This is a genomic window from Nocardioides sp. IC4_145 (assembly GCF_011250565.1).
In the GTDB taxonomy this organism is placed as follows: Bacteria; Actinomycetota; Actinomycetes; order Propionibacteriales; family Nocardioidaceae; genus Nocardioides.
Map to the genome: position 1 here is coordinate 159,617 of NZ_JAANMS010000002.1, position 16,411 is coordinate 176,027.

Sequence of the window (16,411 nt, forward strand, 5' to 3'; positions counted from 1 at the left end):
CGATGACCGCTCGGCCCCCGTTCCCCACCACCGGGGAGCGGGGGCCGAGCCGTTCTGCACCCACTAGCCTGAACCGGTGGTCATGGACGTGGTGGTGGTCGACCACCACGACTCCTACACCTGGAACCTCGTCCACCTCGTCGCCCGGGTCACCGGCGTCCTCCCGACGGTCGTGCAGCACGACGAGGTGACGGCCGCCGACGTGCTCGCCCACGACCACGTGGTGCTCTCGCCGGGCCCCGGTCGCCCGGACGAACCCGCGGACTTCGCGGTCGGGCGCGGGGTGCTCGAGGCCGCGACCCGGCCGGTGCTGGGCGTGTGCCTGGGCATGCAGGGGCTGGTGACGGCGTACGGCGGTCGCGTCGAGCGGGTGGAGCCGGCCCACGGCACGGTCTCGCGGGTGACGCACGACGGCCGCGGGGTGCTGGCCGGCCTGCCGCAGGGGTTCGCGGCGGTGCGCTACCACTCGCTCGCAGCGACGGTCGTGCCCGACTGCCTCGAGGTGACCGCCCGCGCGGAGGACGGCGTGGTGATGGGCGTGCGGCACCGGTCGCTCCCGCTCGAGGGCGTGCAGTTCCACCCCGAGTCGGTGCTCTCCGAGCACGGGCTGCGGATCGTCGCGGCCTTCCTGGGGGTGGACCGATGAGCGCCGCCCACGACGTCGAGGAGGCGTTCGCCGAGGTCGCGGCCACCCACGCCCGCTGCTTCTGGCTCGACGGCGGCGGCGCGCGGGAGTGGTCGGGGCGCCGCTCGCTGCTCGGCTGGCTGACCGACGACGACGTCTCGATCTCGTACGACGCCGCCACCCGGACCGTCACTCGGCACGTCGGCGGCCGCTCGGACGTGGTGGCCGAGGGCGCGGACGTCTTCGCGGTCCTCGAGGCGGAGCTGGCCGCGGGTGGGCTCGACGACCAGTGGTTCGGCTACCTGGGCTACGCGTGCCGCCCCGACCTCCCGGCCCGCCCCTCGCCGGGGCTGCCCGACGCGGTGTGGATGCGGCCGTCGCACCTGCGGCTGTTCACCCACGACGACCCCGGACGTCATGCGGACGGAGCACCCGCTGCCACGGACCGCCTGACGTCGGCGCCCGACCAGCTGCCGGAGGAGTACGCCGCGGCGTTCGCCCGCGTGCAGGAGGCGCTGCACGCCGGCGACTCCTACGAGGTGAACCTGACCCACCGCGAGCGGGCGACGAGCGACCTCGAGCCCGTGGCGGCGTACCTCCGCCTCCGCGACCTCAACCCCGCGCCGTACGCCGGCTTCCTCCAGCACGACGTGCCCGGCGCGCGCGCCTGGCTGCTCTCCAGCAGCCCCGAGCGCTACGCCACCGTCTCCCGCGAGCCCGACGGCGGCCGAGCGCTGGAGACCAAGCCGATCAAGGGCACCACGCCCCGCGGCGCGACCCCCGCCGAGGACGCGGCGGCGGCCGAGCGGCTGCGCACCGAGCAGCGCTACCGCGCCGAGAACCTCATGGTCGTCGACCTGCTCCGCAACGACCTGGCCACCGTCTGCGAGCCGGGCTCGGTCGAGGTGCCGGTGCTGATGGACGTGGAGTCCTACGCGAGCGTGCACCAGCTGGTCTCGACCGTCCGCGGCCGGCTGCGCGAGGGCGTCACGACGGTCGCGGCGCTGCGCTCGCTCTTCCCGGCCGGCTCGATGACCGGCGCGCCGAAGCTGCGGACGATGGAGGTCATCGACGCGGTCGAGACCACGCCGCGCGGGGCGTACGCCGGCGCGTTCGGCTGGGTCGCGGCCGACGGGCGGGCGGACCTCGGCGTGGTCATCCGGAGCCTGGTGACCGCGGGTGACGGGCGGTGGGAGCTGGGTACCGGAGGCGGCATCACCGTCCACTCCGACGCCGCCTCCGAGCACGCCGAGGCACGATGGAAGGCGGAGCGGCTGCTCGCCGTCTTCGCGAGACCCGTTCACGACCCCAGGAGGTAACCCCGCGTGAGCACCGTCGAGAGCCTGGCCAAGCCGCACGTGATCGTGCTGTTCGGCGCCACGGGCGACCTGTCCCGCCGCAAGCTGCTGCCGGGCCTGCTGCACCTGTTCGAGGCGGGGCTGCTCGCGGACACACGCATCGTCGGCACCTCCCTGGAGGACGTCGACAGCGCGCACTTCGAGTCGTTCGCGCGCGAGGCCTGCGAGGAGTTCGGCGAGGGCACGATCGACGACGCTCGGTGGGCGCCGTTCGGCAACCTGCTCAGCTACCTCCCGCAGTCCGCGGGGCCGCAGGCGCTGGCCGACGAGGTCGCCCGCGCGGAGGAGACGCTGCCCGGGCCCGACGAGCGCAAGCGCCGGCTGCACTACCTCAGCGTGCCGCCGAAGGCCGCGCTCGACGTCGTCCACCAGCTCGACAAGGCCGGGCTCGTCGAGCGGTCGCGGATCGTCATGGAGAAGCCGTTCGGCACCGACCTGGCCTCGGCGGTCAACCTCAACGCCGAGCTGCACGAGGTCTTCGACGAGCAGCAGATCTTCCGCATCGACCACTTCCTCGGCAAGGAGGCGGCGCAGAACATCCTGGCCTTCCGCTTCGCCAATGGCCTCTTCGAGCCGATCTGGAACCGCAACTTCATCGACCACGTGCAGATCGACGTCCCCGAGACGCTCGGGCTCGAGGGCCGCACCAAGTTCTACGAGTCGACCGGCGCCTACCGCGACATGGTCGTCACCCACCTGATGCAGGTGCTGGCGTTCATGGCGATGGAGCCGCCGACCTCGCTGGAGCCGGGCCCGATCGGCGACGAGAAGAACAAGGTGTTCCGGTCGATGAAGGCGATCGACCCGCACGACGTGGTGCGCGGGCAGTACGACGGCTACCGCGGCAAGGAGGAGGTCGCCGACGACTCCGACACCGAGACCTTCATCGCGCTCAAGGTCGAGATCGACAACTGGCGGTGGGCCGGGGTGCCGATCTACCTGCGGACCGGCAAGAAGCTGGCCGAGAGCGCGCGGATCATCTCGATCGCGTTCAAGGAGCCGCCGCTGTCGATGTTCCCGGCCGGCTCGCAGGCGGGGATGCAGGGGCCGGACCACCTGACCTTCGACCTGGCCGACCAGTCGCGGATGTCGCTGTCCTTCTACGGCAAGAAGCCCGGGCCGGGCATGAAGCTGGAGAAGCTCTCGATGCAGTTCGCCACGCACGAGACGTCCTCGTCGACGGCCGTGCTGGCGGCGTACGAGCGGCTCATCCACGACGCGATGCGCGGCGACCACACGCTGTTCACGACCGCCGAGGGCATCGAGACGCTGTGGGAGAAGTCGAGCGCGCTGCTCGAGACGCCACCGCCGGTGCGGACCTACCAGCCCGGCACCTGGGGGCCGAACGCGATCCACCAGCTCGTCGCGCCGAACGCGTGGCGGCTGCCCTTCGAGCGCGCCTGGCGGATGCCGGCCCCGGACGGCACGTACGCCTGACGCCGACAGGTGTGAGCCGGCTCAGGCGCCCGACGTCGTACGCCGTCCGTCGTCCTCCCACTGCTCCTTGCCGAGGTCGACGGTGCGGCGGGCGTTGGCGAGCGAGGTGACCACGATGGTGCCGAGCGCGCCCTCGCGGTCGAAGACGGTCGCGGTGCCGACGGCGATGCCGTCCTGCTCGAGGCGGTCCACGGCCTGCAGCCCGATCTCGGTGCCGGCGGGGCGGCGCACCAGCGTGAGCGTGATGTCGGTGTTGATGTGCTCGACGCCGTTGGTGCCCCAGTTGGTGACCAGGCTGGCACCGTCGGCGATGGCGGCGACCGCCTGGAACGGCGTCAGCGGCTCGCCGGCGACGATGGGGACGCCGCTGTTCCACGACGTCTTGCGCGAGGCGTTCTGGTGCTCGCGGAAGTCCTGCGACCAGCCGGCGTCGCTGTGGAGGTACGGCACGTGCGGCTCGGTCGTCGGCGGCGCGACGTCGACCGGGGGCGGCGACGGGGCGGTGCCGGGGGACCACACCTCGCCCTCGGTGTCGGCGGTCGGCTTGAGGAACAGCCCGCTCGCCCGCGAGACCGCCCTGCCGTCCTGGAGTGCGGTCACGTCGACCAGCGCGAGCCGGGGCCCGGCGCGGACGACCTCGGTCGCGAACGTCAGGGGCTGCCGGCTCGCCGGGCGGAACAGGTCGACGGTGTAGCGCGCCGGCCGCAGGTCGGTCCGGCCCTCCTGCTCCAGCCGCGACTCGAGCGCGCGGGCCATCCCGCCGCTGACGGCCACGCCGTGCAGGTGGTCCTTGCCCCAGCTGCTGACCGCCAGGTCGGTGGCGACGAGGCTCGCGCCGCCGTCGTCGGACGTGAAGAACGCCAGCTCCATGCCGGCATCCTGGCAGGCGGTCAGCCGGCGGCGCGCTCCGGTGCCCGCTCCGAGAGCAGCCGCAGCAGGCCACGGGTCGCGCGGAGGAGGCTGTCGCGCTGCCCGGGGTCGAGGACGATCGCGTTGACCGACTCGATCAGCCCGCCGGTCTGCACGAAGCCCGTGACCACGACCGCGTCGTCGGTGACCTGCACGACGGTGCGGGCGGCATCGGCCGTGGGCAGGTCGAGGTCGCTCACCCGGCCGGTGATGTCGCCGCCGATCGTCTCCCAGGCGTCGGCGAACGAGCCGTCGAACCACAGGTAGTTGACGTCGAGCGTCGGCCCGCCCTCCTCGACCGGCAGGTAGGCGCAGCGCATCGCGCCGGGCTCGCCGTCCTCCTCGGTGACCGCCGAGCCGAGCAGCTCGCCGACCTCCTCGGGCTCGACGTCGTCGCACGGGTTCCACGGGACGGCCGCGGGCGTGCTGGCGCCGCCGTGCGGGGATCCGCCGGACCGGTCGCCCTCGTCGTCCCCTCCGCCGGAGCAGCCGGCGAGGAGCAGGAGGGGTACGAGGAGCAGCGTGCGCCTCACGGGCGGCCTCCGGGGATCCAGGTGGGCGGGGGGCCGGTGGGGCCGCCGGGCGTCGGTACGCCGGCGGGCAGGGTGAGCACGAGCCGTGCGCCACCGGCGGGGGACTCCGCGACGTCGACCCGCCCCGCGTGGCGGTCGGCGACCTGGCGGACGATGGAGAGGCCCAGGCCGGAGCCGGGCATGCCGCGGGACTCGTCGGCCCGCCAGAACCGGTCGAACACGTGGCCGCGGTCCTCCTCGGCGATGCCCGGCCCCTCGTCGTCGACGGTCAGCACGCCGTCGACCAGCCGGACCGTGACCGTGCCGCCGGGCGGGCTCCACTTGGCGGCGTTGTCGAGCAGGTTGGTCACCGCGCGCTCGAGCGCTGCCGAGTCGCCCACGACCTCGTGCGGCTCGACGGCGGTGTCGAAGACGAGGCCGGGCGCGCGGCGGCGTACGCGCGAGAGCGCCTGGTCGACGACCTCGGCCAGGTCGACGGGGGCGACCAGGTGGGCGGCCGGCTCGTCGCGGGAGAGCTCCATGAGGTCGCCGATGAGGGTGGTCAGCTCCTCGATCTGGGCGCGGACGTCGTCGAGGAGCTCGGCGCGGGCGCCCTCGGGGAGCGCCGCGGCGCCGGGGGTGTCGGCCTGCGTGTCGGCCTGGGTGAGCAGTTCGATGTTGGTGCGCAGCGAGGTCAGCGGCGTGCGCAGCTCGTGGCCGGCGTCGGCGACGAGCTGGCGCTGCCGGTCGCGGGAGGCGGCGAGGGCGGTGAGCATCTCGTTGAAGGCGGCGGCCAGGCGGGCGACCTCGTCGTCGCCCTCGACGCGGATCGGGGTGAGGTCCTCGGTGCGGGCGATCGCCTCGACGTCGGTGGTCAACCGCCGGACGGGCCGCAGGCCGTTGCGGGCGACCGCCCAGCCCGCGGCTCCCGCGGCGGCCACGCCGAGCAGCCCGAAGAGCAGCATGACGACCCCGAGCCGGGCCAGCACCTGCTTCTGCGGCTCCAGCGACTGCGCCACGACGAGGGCCTGGCCCGGGGTGGCGACCGGCACGCTCACGACGCGGTAGTCGGTGCCGCCGGCCGCGATGGTGCGGATGCTGAAGCGACGCTCCCGCTGCGCCACCGCGAACTCGGGCTCGCCGATGTAGAGCCGCGGACCCTGGTCGGGGGTCATCACCTTGCCGTCGGGGTAGACGAACGCCACCCGGATGTCGCCCGCACCGAGCATCCACGACGGGATCTCCAGGCGGGTGCTGAGCTGGGAGAGCGCCGAGGTCCGGGCCGCCTGCTGGGCGCGGTCGAGCAGGGAGTTGTCGAGGGTCGACTGCATCTGCACCCGCACCGTCACGAACGCGCCGGCCGCCACGAACGCCACGGCCAGGCCGACCGCGATGGTGGTGAGGAGGGTGACCCGGCCGGCGAGCGAGCGCAGCAGCCGGCTCATGCTTCCTTCAGCACGTAGCCCACACCGCGCACGGTGTGGATCAGCCGCGGCTCGCCCTCCGCCTCGGTCTTGCGGCGCAGGTACCCGACGTACACCTCGAGCGAGTTGGCTGTCGTCGGGAAGTCGTAGCCCCAGACCTCCTCGAGGATGAACGAGCGCTCCAGCACGCGGCGCGGGCGGCGCAGGAACATCTCCAGCAGCGTGAACTCCGTGCGCGTCAGCTCGATCAGGCGCTCGCCGCGCCGGACCTCGCGGGTCGCCACGTCCATGGAGAGGTCGGAGAACGACAGCACCTCGTCCGGCGCGTCCTCGGCCGGCACCACCCGGCGCAGCAGGGCGCGCAGCCGCGCGAGCAGCTCGGCCAGCGCGAACGGCTTGGTCAGGTAGTCGTCCGCCCCCGCGTCCAGGCCCTCCACCCGGTCGCCGACGGCGTCGCGGGCGGTCAGGACGAGGACGGGTACGTCGTTGCCCGCCGCGCGCAGCGCCCGGGTCGCCTCGATCCCGTCGAGCCGCGGCATCATCACGTCCATCACCACCACGTCGGGGGCGACCCTGCCGATCGCGGCCAGCGCCTCCGCGCCGTCGACGGCGACGTGCACGTCGTACCCGTTGAACTCCAGCGACCGCCGCAGCGACTCCCGCACCGCCTTGTCGTCGTCGACGACGAGGGCGCGGGGCTTGGCGGACGCTGGCACGACGACATGGTGCCAGTCGGTCCTGAGCCACCGCTGAGAAGCACTCCCGCGCAGCCACGGCTCCCCTGGGGTGGGCGGGTCGGCGTCAGCGGTAGCGGGCGGCGGCGGCCGCGGCGCGCGCGCCGTACCCGCCGCCGAAGAGGCACGCGTGCACGAGCAGCGGGAAGAGCTGGTGCAGCGCGAGCCGGTCGGCCCAGCCGTCGGCGAGCGGGGCGGCCTCGGCGTACGCCTCGAGCACCTTGGGCAGGTGCGGCAGCCCGAACAGCGAGAGCATCGCGAGGTCCGCCTCGCGGTGCCCGCCGTACGCCGCGGGGTCGACGAGGTGGACGCGGTCGACGCCCCAGACCACGTTGCCGTTCCACAGGTCGCCGTGCAGCCGGGCCGGGCCCTCCTCGGGCAGCAGCGACGGCAGCCGGCCGATGACCGACTCGACCGTCGTCGCCTGCTCGGGGGTCACCGCGCCGCGGTCGCGGGCGAGCTTGAGGTAGGGCAGCACCCGCCGGACGGCGAAGAACTCCGCCCAGGTCGGCGCCGCCCGGTTCGGCAGCGGGAGCCGGGCGATGTAGCCGTCGCGGTGCTTGCCGTCCGGGCCCGCGCCGTACGCCGCGGCGCCGGCGGCGTGGGTCGCGGCCAGCGCCCGGCCCAGCTCGGCGGCCGCCTCCGCGGTCTGCTTGCCCGGCTCGACCCAGCGGACCACGAGGCACTCGGCGTCGACGGCCAGCACCTCCGCGACGGCGGCCCCTCCCTCGGCGGCCGCCAGCCAGCGCAGCCCGCGCGCCTCGGTCTCGAAGAAGTCGGCCGGCGCGTGCGGCATCGTCTTCATCAGGGCGGTGGTGCCGTCGCTGAGCCGCAGCTTGGTCGCGGTTGCGGTGTCGCCACCCGCGACGGGGGCCGTGGCCACCACCGCGGCGCCGAGGAGCTCCTCGGCGCGGCGGGCGACCAGCGGCTGGCGGGCCATGTCAGGGGCGGCCCAGCAGGCGCTGGAGGGCCGCGGTGATCGCGTCGGCGGTCCGCTCCACCATGTCCAGCACCTCCTCGAAGCCGTCGTCGCCACCGTAGTACGGGTCCGGTACCTCGCTGCCCGGGGCGACCGGGTCCAGGTCGCGGAAGAGCCGGACGCGCTCGGAGGCGCCGCCGACGTCGGCGAGGTTCGAGCGGTCCATCGCCAGCACGAGGTCGTGCTCGTCCAGCCACGTCGGCGCGAACTGCTGCGCGCGGTGCCGCGTCGCGTCGTACCCGGCCGCGGCCAGCGTGGCCGCCGCCCGCTCGTCCATCGGGTTGCCGACGTGCCAGCCGCCGGTGCCGGAGCTGACGACGCGGACCCGGCCGGCCAGGCCGGCCCCCTCGAGGCGGGCGGAGAGGACCACGTCGGCCATGGGGGAGCGGCAGATGTTGCCCAGGCACACCAGGGCGACCGAGTAGCGACCGGGCGTGCGCGGGGCGGGCAGCACGGTCTCGGCCGTCGTCATCGACGGTCGTCCCCGATGAGCCGGTCGACGATCCAGGTCATGACGGTGATGACGACGGCGCCGAGCACCGCCGCCCAGAAGCCGTCGACCCGGAAGCCGAGGTCGAGCTGCTCGGCCAGCCAGCCGGTGAGCGCGAGCATCGCGGCATTGATGACCAGCAGGAACAGGCCGAGCGTGACGACGATGAACGGGATCGACAGGACCGTCAGCACCGGCTTCACGAACGACGTGACCACGCCGAGGATCAACGCCACGACCAGCAGCGTCGGCCACTTGTGCTCGAGCTCGGCGGTGCCGCTCGAGGGGCCGGTGAACCGCACGCCGTCGACGAGCCACGCCGCCGTCGCGAGGGCGACCGCGTTGGTCAGGAGCCAGGAGAGGAAGCGCACGCGGCTCAGTCTCCCAGGCGGGTGTCCTCAGGCCCCGGCGCGTCCTCCAGGCCCAGCGCCTCGATGATCGCCCCCTCCGCGTCGGCGAGGTGCCGGTCGAGGAAGGCCGACGCGCCGGGGAGGTCGCCGGCCTCGAGGAGGTCGAGCAGCGCCTGGTGGGAGTCGGCCTGGTCGTGGGCGTTGCGACGGATCCGGTCGACCTGCGCCAGGGCCAGCTTGAGCTCGGTGACCAGCTGCTCGGCCATGTGCACCAGCCGCGGGGAGCCGGTGAGGCCGACGAGGGAGACGTGGAAGGCGAGGTGGCGCTCGTTCAGCAGCTGGTACGACGCGCCGTCCGCCATCGCGGTCGTGTAGGCCACGAGCGTCGTCCGCACGCGGTCCCGCAGCGCCTCGTCGGCCTCGGCCCAGCGGCGTACGCCCGCTCCCTCGAGGACCGCCCGGGCCCGGCACACGTCGCGGACCGAGTCGGGGTCCGGGCTCGTCACGCTCACGCCGCGATGGGGCTCGCGGGTGGCTAGGCCCTCGGCGACCAGCAGCGTGAGCGCCTCGCGCACGGTAGGTCGGGAGACGCCGAGCGACGAGGCCAGCGCCACCTCGCGCAGGGCCGTGCCGCTCTCCAGCTCGCCCTCGAAGACCGCGCGGCGCAGCTCCTGGGCGACCCGGTCGACGGTCGAGGAGTGGTCGAGGCTCAGCGTGCCGAACGGCTCGGACATGCGTCCCATCCTCCCCCATGCGCGGCGACTTGTGCTCAGGAGCGGTGGTGCCCCACACTCGGCTCGGTCTTGTCAGGTTGTCTGACAATCATTGATGGCCCCGGACCGGGCCGGAACGAACGGGGAGGTGCTCGGGTGGAGCAGCTGCAGTGGGGTCGTCACTACGTCGCGGTGGAGCCGACGCACTTCCGCGTCGACTACGTCATCAACCCGTTCATGGATCCCGCCGTCCAGCCGGACCCCGAACGGGCGATGGCGCAGTGGCGGGAGATGGTCGCGGTGCTCGAGCGGCTGGGCGCGACCGTCGACGTGCTGCCGCAGCGCCCGGACGCGCCGGACATGGTCTACGCGATGAACCTCGGCCTCGGCCTGGTCCGTGCGGACGGCTCGCGCCACGTCGTGCTGTCGCACATGCGGTACGCCGAGCGGCGGATGGAGACGCTCACCGCGGCGCCGTGGTTCGCGGCGAGCGGGGCCACGACGTCGTACGTCGGTCGCGACGGCGTCGGCGCGCACCTCGAGGCGGGCGACGCGTTCGCCTTCCGCGGCGACCTGGTCGTCGGCCACGGGCCGCGCACCGAGGAGCTCGCGCTCAAGCACCTCGCGACGGAGCTGGGCGTGCGGGTGCGTGGCCTGCGGATCACCCACCCGGGGATGTACCACCTCGACCTGGCCTTCTGCCCGCTCGACGACCGCCGTGCCCTGGTCTGCCCGGCCGCCCTCGACGAGGCCTCCGCGGCGGCGCTGCTCGACCTGGTGCCCGAACCGCTCGTGGTGACCGAGGACGAGGCGCTCACGACGTTCTGCGCCAACTCGGTCGTCGTCGGCCGCACGGTCGTCATGCCGGCCTGCCCGCCTCGGGTGCGCGCGCAGCTCGAGGAGTGGGGCTTCGAGGTGCTGCTCGTCGACGTCTCGGAGTTCCACAAGGGCGGCGGCTCGATCCGCTGCCTCACCAACCCCGTCGACCTCACCCTCGGCCGCGACCTGGCCGTCGTCCCCGGCGGCGAGGTGCTCCTCCCCACCAGCTGAGGACCTCGGTCGGGCGAGGAAGGCGCGGCGCGTCGAAGGCGGCGGGTCAGCGGCAGGTGGGGGTCGCGCAGCTCGTGGTGGTCAGCTCCGCCTGCGGCGCGTGGCCGACGGCCAGCACGGCGAGGCTGGTGAGCAGCAGGCCGAGGCCGAGGTTGCGGGCGACAAGCACGGAGCAACCGTAGGCGCTGACCGGATCCGGGCGTGGCGGTTCACGCGAGGATCGTCCGTTCGGCGGCGCCGGACCACCCCGCTGGACGGTCGCTGGTCGTCGTCGAACGGGAACAACCCCCGTCCGGGGCCGCATCGTCGCAGGTCGGCGTCCTCGGCGGGGCCGTTGCGCCCGTCCGTCGACGACGGGCCTCGGGTCGTCCGGCTAACGTCCCGCACGTGTTCCCGGTCGGCGGCGTGGGCGTGATGCTCCTGGGCATCCTGCTGTCCGCGGGCGCCTGCCTGCTGCTCCACCTGGCGCTGCGCGGGCGGCTCGGGTCGTTCACGTCGGGCTCGGTCGCGGCGTTCCTGTGGTCGCTGACCATCATCGGCTTCATCACGCTCATCCCCGCCAACGGCGCGCCCGGGATCGTCCCCGCCGAGGGGCGGATGGAGACCTGCTCCTGGGACATCGGCGGCCCGGCGCCCGATGGGTTCTGGATCTTCTCCGGCGGCCAGCGGCTGCTCAACACGGTGGTGTTCGTGCCCTCGGGTGCGCTGCTGGTGCTCGCCGCGGCCCGGCGCACGCGCGGCGCGTTCCTGGCCGCGCCGATCGGGCTGGCGTTCCTGGCGGCGTACTCCGTCGCCATCGAGGTCACCCAGCTCGTCCTGGCCCGCCTCGACCGCGCCTGCGACGTCACCGACGTCGTCGACAACGTGCTCGGTGCGGCGATCGGCGTCGGCATCGGGTTCCTGCTGGCGCTCGTCCTGCGGCCCTGGCGGCGGTCCGCCTAGCCTGACCCCCGTGAGCAGCCCGCAGCCCCGCCCGAACGTCGCCGACATCCCGCCGTACGTCGCCGGGAAGCCGCCGACGGTGCGGCCGGGGATGGTGTCCTACAAGCTCTCCAGCAACGAGAACCCCTACCCGCCGCTGCCGGGCGTCGTCGAGGCCGTGCAGGACGCGGTCGGCCAGATGAACCGCTACCCCGACATGGGCTCGGCCTCCCTCTACGCCAAGCTCGCGGAGACCTTCGACGTGCCGGCCGACCACCTGTCGGTGGCGACGGGGTCGGTGGGGCTGATCTACCAGCTGGTGCAGGCCTTCTGCGACCCCGGCGACGAGGTCGTCTTCGCGTGGCGCTCCTTCGAGGCCTACCCGATCGCGGTGACGGCGGCCGGCGCGACCAGCGTGCGGGTGCCGGTGCTACCCGACGGCCGCCACGACCTCGATGCGATGGCGGCCGCGGTGACGGACCGCACCAGGATCGTGCTGGTCTGCACGCCGAACAACCCGACCGGGCCGGCGGTGACCCAGGCCGAGGTCGACGCGTTCCTCGCGAAGGTGCCGGAGCACGTGCTGGTCGTCGTGGACGAGGCCTACGTGGAGTTCGTGCGGATGGCCGACCCGGTCGACGGCATCGCGACGTACCGCCGCCACGCCAACGTCGTCCTCTCCCGCACCTTCTCCAAGGCCTACGGGCTCGCCGGCTTCCGCGTGGGGTACGCCGTGGGGCCGGCGCCGATCGCCGCCGCGCTGCGGGCGGTGTCCCTGCCGTTCGGGGTCTCGACGGTGGCGCAGGCCGCTGCGATCGCGAGCCTGGAACGCCGCGAGGAGCTGCTCGAGCGGGTGGAGGCGCTGGTCGCCGAGCGGACCCGCGTGGTCGACGGCCTGCGGGAGCGCGGGTGGGCGGTGCCGGAGGCGCAGGGCAACTTCGTCTGGTTCGGGCTGGGCGCGCGTACGGCCGACTTCGCGCTGGCCGCGGACGAGCTCGGCATCGTCGTCCGCCCCTTCGCGGGGGAGGGTGCGCGGGTGTCGATCGGCGAGCCCGAGGCCAACGACCGGCTCCTCGATCTCGCGACCACGTTCCCGCACTGACACCATGGGGCCCACCATGGGACCCGCCCCACGCGTCGGTCCCGACGTGCGACACCGCAACCCGAACGGAACCACCTCGTGAGCCACCCGCACCCCGAGCTGCAGAAGCCGCCCCGCCTGCCCAAGAACGGCCTCCGCGTCGTCGGCCTCGGCGGGCTGGGCGAGATCGGTCGCAACATGACCGTCTTCGAGCACCACGGCAAGCTGCTGATCGTCGACTGCGGCGTGCTCTTCCCCGAGGAGCACCAGCCCGGCATCGACGTGATCCTCCCGGACTTCAGCTGGATCCGGGACCGGCTCGACTCGGTCGTCGGCCTGGTGCTGACCCACGGCCACGAGGACCACATCGGCGGCGTGCCGTACCTCCTGCGCGAGCGCGCGGACATCCCCGTCATCGGCTCGCGGCTGACTCTGGCGCTCATCCGGGAGAAGCTCAAGGAGCACCGGATCGTGCCGAAGCTGCACGAGGTGGCCGAGGGCGACCGGAAGCCCTACGGCCCCTTCGACCTCGAGTTCCTCGCGGTCAACCACTCGATCCCGGACGGGCTCGCGGTCGGCATCCGCACCAGCGCCGGCACGGTGCTGCACACCGGCGACTTCAAGATGGACCAGTTCCCGCTGGACCGGCGGATCACCGACCTGCGCGGCTTCGCGCGGCTCGGCGAGGAGGGCGTCGACCTCTTCCTCACCGACTCCACCAACGCCGAGGTGCCGGGCTTCACGATGTCCGAGCGCGACCTCGCGCCGGCCATCGAGCAGGTCTTCCGCACCGCGCCGCGCCGGATCATCGTCTCGAGCTTCGCCAGCCACGTGCACCGCATCCAGCAGGTGCTCGACACCTCCCACGCGCACGGCCGCAAGGTCGCGTTCGTCGGCCGCTCGATGGTCCGCAACATGGGCGTCGCCCAGGAGCTGGGCTACCTCAAGGTCCCCAAGGGCCTCATCGTGCCGCTCGACCAGCTCGAGAAGCTGCCGGCCCACAAGGCCACGCTGGTGTGCACCGGCTCCCAGGGCGAGCCGATGGCGGCGCTGGCGCGGATGGCCAACCGCGACCACAAGATCCGGGTCGGCGAGGGCGACACGATCCTCATGGCCAGCTCCGCGGTGCCCGGCAACGAGAACGCCATCTCCGGCCTCATCAACAACCTCAGCCGCTGGGGCGCCCAGGTCGTGCACAAGGGCAACGCCAAGGTGCACGTCTCCGGCCACGCCAGCGCCGGCGAGCTCGTCTACTGCTACAACATCGTCAAGCCCCGCAACGTCATGCCGGTCCACGGCGAGTGGCGCCACCTCAAGGCCAACGCCGACCTCGCGGTCGCCACCGGCGTGCCGGAGGACCACGTGGTCATCGCCGAGGACGGCGTGGTCGTCGACCTCGTCGACGGCCACGCGAAGATCGTCGGCAAGGTCCGCGCCGGCAACGTGTACGTCGACGCGCAGACGGTCGGCGGCGCCACCGAGGCGACGCTGAAGGACCGCCGCACGCTGGCCGAGGAGGGCGTCGTCACGGTCCTCGCGATCGTCGACGCCGACACCGGCACGCTGGCCGACCCGCCGGACTTCCTGGTCCGCGGCTTCGTGCACGAGCCGAACGCCTTCGACCCGGCCGTGCAGGTCATCGAGAAGACCCTGGCCCGCGCCGCCGCCGAGGGGATCGGGGACCCCCAGCAGCTCGAGCAGATGCTGAGCCGGGAGATCGGCCGCTGGGCGCACCGCGCGTTCCGGCGCAGCCCGCTGATCATCCCGCTGGTCATCGACGCCTGACCCGGGCCCGAGCCGGGCCCGGGCCGGGCCCGGCGGGGGACGGCGCTGGTTGAGCCTTCACCTACGCTGGGGGAATGGCGCCTGACGAGAACGACGCGGCCGACGACAAGCCGACGTACACCGAGAAGGGCAAGGCGTTCGACCGGGACATGTCCTACATCCCGGACCGGATCACCAAGGTCGTCGACGGCGCGCCCCGCCGACCCGAGCACGGCCCGGTCGAGGGTGAGCTGTGGCCGGTCGAGCCCGGCCGCTACCGCCTCGTCGCGGCCAAGGCCTGCCCGTGGGCGAATCGCTCGATCATCGTGCGCCGCCTGCTCGGCCTCGAGGACGTCATCTCCCTCGGCATGCCCGGCCCGACGCACGACAAGCGCAGCTGGACCTTCGACCTCGACCCCGACGGCAAGGACCCGGTGCTCGGGATCGAGCGGCTCCAGGAGGCCTACCTCACCCGCTTCCCCGACTACCCCAAGGGCATCACGGTGCCCGCGGTGGTCGAGGTCGAGAGCGGGAAGGTCGTGACCAACGACTTCCCGTGGATCACCCATGACCTGTTCTCCGAGTGGCGCGACCACCACCGCCCCGGTGCCCCCGACCTCTGGCCGGACGACGTCCGCGACGAGATGGAGGCCGTGATGAAGCGGATCTTCACCGAGGTCAACAACGGCGTCTACCGCTGCGGGTTCGCCGGCTCCCAGGAGGCGTACGACGACGCCTACGACCGGCTCTGGACCGCGATGGACTGGCTCGAGGAGCGCCTCGCCGACCGCCGCTTCCTCATGGGCGACACCGTCACCGAGGCCGACGTCCGGCTGTTCACGACGCTGGCCCGCTTCGACGCGGTCTACCACGGCCACTTCAAGTGCAACCGCAACAAGCTCAGCGAGATGCCGGTGCTGTGGGCCTATGCCCGCGACCTGTTCCAGATGCCGGGCTTCGGCGAGACGATCGACTTCGACCAGATCAAGGCGCACTACTACGTCGTCCACACCGACATCAATCCCACCGGCATCGTGCCGAAGGGGCCCGACCCGGACGCGTGGCTGACCCCGCACGGCCGTGAGGCGCTCGGCGGGGAGCCGATCCGCCCCTGGTGACCGCCCGCGGGGCAGGATGAGCCCCGTGGGACACGGGCACGCGCACGCGGCCGGCCGGGCGGAGGACCGTCGCCGGCTGCGGGTCGTGCTCGCGATCACCGCGACCGTGCTGGTCGTCGAGCTGGTCGGGGCCTGGCTGACCGGGTCGCTCGCGCTGCTGGCCGACGCGGGCCACATGGCCACCGACGCGGCCGCCGTCCTGCTCGCGCTCGGGGCGTCGTACGTCGCGGCGCGCGGCGGCGGCCCGCGGTCGACGTTCGGGCTGCACCGCGCCGAGATCCTGGCGGCCCTCCTGAACGCGCTGGTGCTGCTCGGGGTCTGCGCCTACCTGGCCTACGCCGGCATCGCCCGGCTGCTCGACGACGGCGACAGCCACCTCGAGGCCGGGCCGATGGTCGCCTTCGCGGCGGTCGGCCTGGCCGCGAACCTCGTCGCCGTGCTGGTCCTGCGCGGCTCCACCAGCGGCTCGCTCAACATGCGCGGCGCGACCAACGAGGTCCTCGCCGACACCCTCGGCTCGGTGCTCGCCCTCCTCGCCGGCGTGGTGGCCTGGGCGACCGGGTTCGACCGGGCCGACCCGATCGCGTCGCTGCTCATCGCCGTCCTCATCGCCCCGCGGTCGTGGGTGCTGCTGCGCGACAGCGTCGTGGTGCTGCTCGAGTTCGCGCCGGCCGGGCTCGACCTCGACGACGTGCGCCACCACCTCGGCCACGTGCCCGGCGTCGTCGACGTCCACGACCTGCACGCCTGGACGATCACCAGCGGCATCCCCAGCCTCTCGGCCCACGTGACCGTCACCGACGAGGCGCTCGCGGCGCGCGGCGTCGGGGCGGTGCTCGACGACCTGTGCGCCTGCATGAGCGAGCACTTCGACGTCCGCCACGCGACGTTCCAGGTCGAGCCGGTCTCCCACGGCGCGCACGAGGACCTCGGCGAGGTGCACTGA

The 16,411-nt window shown here is 73.5% G+C and carries 18 protein-coding genes; 9 read left to right on the plus strand and 9 right to left on the minus strand.

Features of this window, described 5'->3' with window-relative positions:
• Positions 1-82: 82 nt before the first annotated feature.
• Genes G6553_RS02025 through zwf form a run of 3 tightly spaced genes read left to right on the plus strand, consistent with a single transcriptional unit; the run spans position 83 to position 3,420 of the window.
• The gene (locus G6553_RS02025) at positions 83-646 is read left to right on the plus strand and encodes an aminodeoxychorismate/anthranilate synthase component II (RefSeq protein WP_207619254.1); all 564 of its coding nucleotides are present in this window, start codon (positions 83-85) and stop codon (positions 644-646) included.
• Entirely contained in the window at positions 643-1,944 is a 1,302-nt protein-coding gene (locus tag G6553_RS02030; RefSeq protein ID WP_166188707.1) for an anthranilate synthase component I family protein, read from the plus strand. The genes G6553_RS02025 and G6553_RS02030 overlap by 4 nt, the downstream gene beginning before the upstream one ends.
• Before the next feature lie 6 nt (positions 1,945-1,950).
• A complete protein-coding gene (gene zwf, locus G6553_RS02035) occupies positions 1,951-3,420 on the plus strand; it encodes a glucose-6-phosphate dehydrogenase (RefSeq protein ID WP_347565444.1) in 1,470 nt (489 codons plus the stop codon).
• A gap of 21 nt (positions 3,421-3,441) precedes the next feature.
• On the opposite strand, the gene G6553_RS02040 is transcribed toward zwf, so the two are convergent.
• The 8 genes from G6553_RS02040 to G6553_RS02075 all read right to left on the minus strand — a co-directional run bounded on the left by G6553_RS02040 (position 3,442) and on the right by G6553_RS02075 (position 9,552).
• Positions 3,442-4,290 (minus strand): acyl-CoA thioesterase domain-containing protein, encoded by an 849-nt coding sequence (locus G6553_RS02040; RefSeq protein WP_166188708.1) that lies wholly within the window; start codon positions 4,288-4,290, stop codon positions 3,442-3,444.
• Positions 4,291-4,310: 20 nt separating this feature from the next.
• On the minus strand, positions 4,311-4,862 hold the full coding sequence (locus tag G6553_RS02045) for a DUF3558 family protein (protein ID WP_166188710.1): 552 nt from the start codon (positions 4,860-4,862) through the stop codon (positions 4,311-4,313).
• Complete coding sequence (locus G6553_RS02050; RefSeq protein WP_166188712.1) at positions 4,859-6,286, minus strand: HAMP domain-containing sensor histidine kinase; 1,428 nt, start codon at positions 6,284-6,286, stop codon at positions 4,859-4,861. Before G6553_RS02050 ends, G6553_RS02045 begins: the two co-directional genes overlap by 4 nt.
• Positions 6,283-6,981, minus strand: a complete 699-nt coding sequence (locus G6553_RS02055; RefSeq protein ID WP_166188714.1) for a response regulator transcription factor — start codon at positions 6,979-6,981, stop codon at positions 6,283-6,285. Before G6553_RS02055 ends, G6553_RS02050 begins: the two co-directional genes overlap by 4 nt.
• Positions 6,982-7,066: 85 nt before the next feature.
• Positions 7,067-7,939: a fructosamine kinase family protein gene (locus G6553_RS02060; RefSeq protein WP_166188716.1), complete on the minus strand. Its 873-nt coding sequence runs from the start codon at positions 7,937-7,939 to the stop codon at positions 7,067-7,069.
• Between the two features lies 1 nt (position 7,940).
• Positions 7,941-8,450: a low molecular weight protein-tyrosine-phosphatase gene (locus G6553_RS02065; RefSeq protein WP_166188718.1), complete on the minus strand. Its 510-nt coding sequence runs from the start codon at positions 8,448-8,450 to the stop codon at positions 7,941-7,943.
• Positions 8,447-8,839 (minus strand): phage holin family protein, encoded by a 393-nt coding sequence (locus G6553_RS02070; RefSeq protein WP_166188720.1) that lies wholly within the window; start codon positions 8,837-8,839, stop codon positions 8,447-8,449. The genes G6553_RS02065 and G6553_RS02070 overlap by 4 nt, the downstream gene beginning before the upstream one ends.
• A 5-nt stretch (positions 8,840-8,844) precedes the next feature.
• The gene (locus G6553_RS02075; protein ID WP_166188721.1) at positions 8,845-9,552 is read right to left on the minus strand and encodes a GntR family transcriptional regulator; all 708 of its coding nucleotides are present in this window, start codon (positions 9,550-9,552) and stop codon (positions 8,845-8,847) included.
• A gap of 135 nt (positions 9,553-9,687) precedes the next feature.
• Here G6553_RS02075 and G6553_RS02080 point away from each other — a divergent pair, with 135 nt between their 5' ends.
• A complete protein-coding gene (locus G6553_RS02080; protein WP_347565445.1) occupies positions 9,688-10,581 on the plus strand; it encodes an arginine deiminase-related protein in 894 nt (297 codons plus the stop codon).
• 46 nt (positions 10,582-10,627) lie between these two features.
• Here G6553_RS02080 and G6553_RS21545 read toward each other — a convergent pair whose 3' ends face one another.
• A complete protein-coding gene (locus G6553_RS21545) occupies positions 10,628-10,750 on the minus strand; it encodes a hypothetical protein (protein WP_278249463.1) in 123 nt (40 codons plus the stop codon).
• A gap of 218 nt (positions 10,751-10,968) precedes the next feature.
• Between G6553_RS21545 and G6553_RS21980 the strand changes: the two genes are divergently transcribed.
• The 5 genes from G6553_RS21980 to G6553_RS02105 all read left to right on the plus strand — a co-directional run bounded on the left by G6553_RS21980 (position 10,969) and on the right by G6553_RS02105 (position 16,411).
• Positions 10,969-11,523, plus strand: coding sequence for a VanZ family protein (locus G6553_RS21980; protein WP_166188723.1), 555 nt, complete (start codon positions 10,969-10,971; stop codon positions 11,521-11,523).
• A 10-nt stretch (positions 11,524-11,533) separates the two neighbouring features.
• On the plus strand, positions 11,534-12,604 hold the full coding sequence (gene hisC, locus G6553_RS02090) for a histidinol-phosphate transaminase (RefSeq protein WP_166188724.1): 1,071 nt from the start codon (positions 11,534-11,536) through the stop codon (positions 12,602-12,604).
• Positions 12,605-12,682: 78 nt separating this feature from the next.
• Complete coding sequence (locus G6553_RS02095; protein WP_347565446.1) at positions 12,683-14,368, plus strand: ribonuclease J; 1,686 nt, start codon at positions 12,683-12,685, stop codon at positions 14,366-14,368.
• A gap of 74 nt (positions 14,369-14,442) precedes the next feature.
• The gene (locus G6553_RS02100; protein ID WP_166188726.1) at positions 14,443-15,465 is read left to right on the plus strand and encodes a glutathione S-transferase C-terminal domain-containing protein; all 1,023 of its coding nucleotides are present in this window, start codon (positions 14,443-14,445) and stop codon (positions 15,463-15,465) included.
• Between the two features lie 16 nt (positions 15,466-15,481).
• Positions 15,482-16,411, plus strand: coding sequence for a cation diffusion facilitator family transporter (locus G6553_RS02105; protein WP_166188728.1), 930 nt, complete (start codon positions 15,482-15,484; stop codon positions 16,409-16,411).

Excerpts from the sequence above, each read along its gene's own strand:
- G6553_RS02025 (WP_207619254.1), top strand. The coding sequence starts at position 83 with ATGGACGTGGTGGTGGTCGACCACCACGACTCCTACACCTGGAACCTC.
- G6553_RS02030 (WP_166188707.1), top strand. The coding sequence starts at position 643 with ATGAGCGCCGCCCACGACGTCGAGGAGGCGTTCGCCGAGGTCGCGGCC.
- G6553_RS02040 (WP_166188708.1), bottom strand. The coding sequence starts at position 4,290 with ATGGAGCTGGCGTTCTTCACGTCCGACGACGGCGGCGCGAGCCTCGTC.
- G6553_RS02050 (WP_166188712.1), bottom strand. The coding sequence starts at position 6,286 with ATGAGCCGGCTGCTGCGCTCGCTCGCCGGCCGGGTCACCCTCCTCACC.
- G6553_RS02060 (WP_166188716.1), bottom strand. The coding sequence starts at position 7,939 with ATGGCCCGCCAGCCGCTGGTCGCCCGCCGCGCCGAGGAGCTCCTCGGC.
- G6553_RS02065 (WP_166188718.1), bottom strand. The coding sequence starts at position 8,450 with ATGACGACGGCCGAGACCGTGCTGCCCGCCCCGCGCACGCCCGGTCGC.
- G6553_RS02075 (WP_166188721.1), bottom strand. The coding sequence starts at position 9,552 with ATGTCCGAGCCGTTCGGCACGCTGAGCCTCGACCACTCCTCGACCGTC.
- G6553_RS02100 (WP_166188726.1), top strand. The coding sequence starts at position 14,443 with ATGGCGCCTGACGAGAACGACGCGGCCGACGACAAGCCGACGTACACC.
- G6553_RS02105 (WP_166188728.1), top strand. The coding sequence starts at position 15,482 with ATGAGCCCCGTGGGACACGGGCACGCGCACGCGGCCGGCCGGGCGGAG.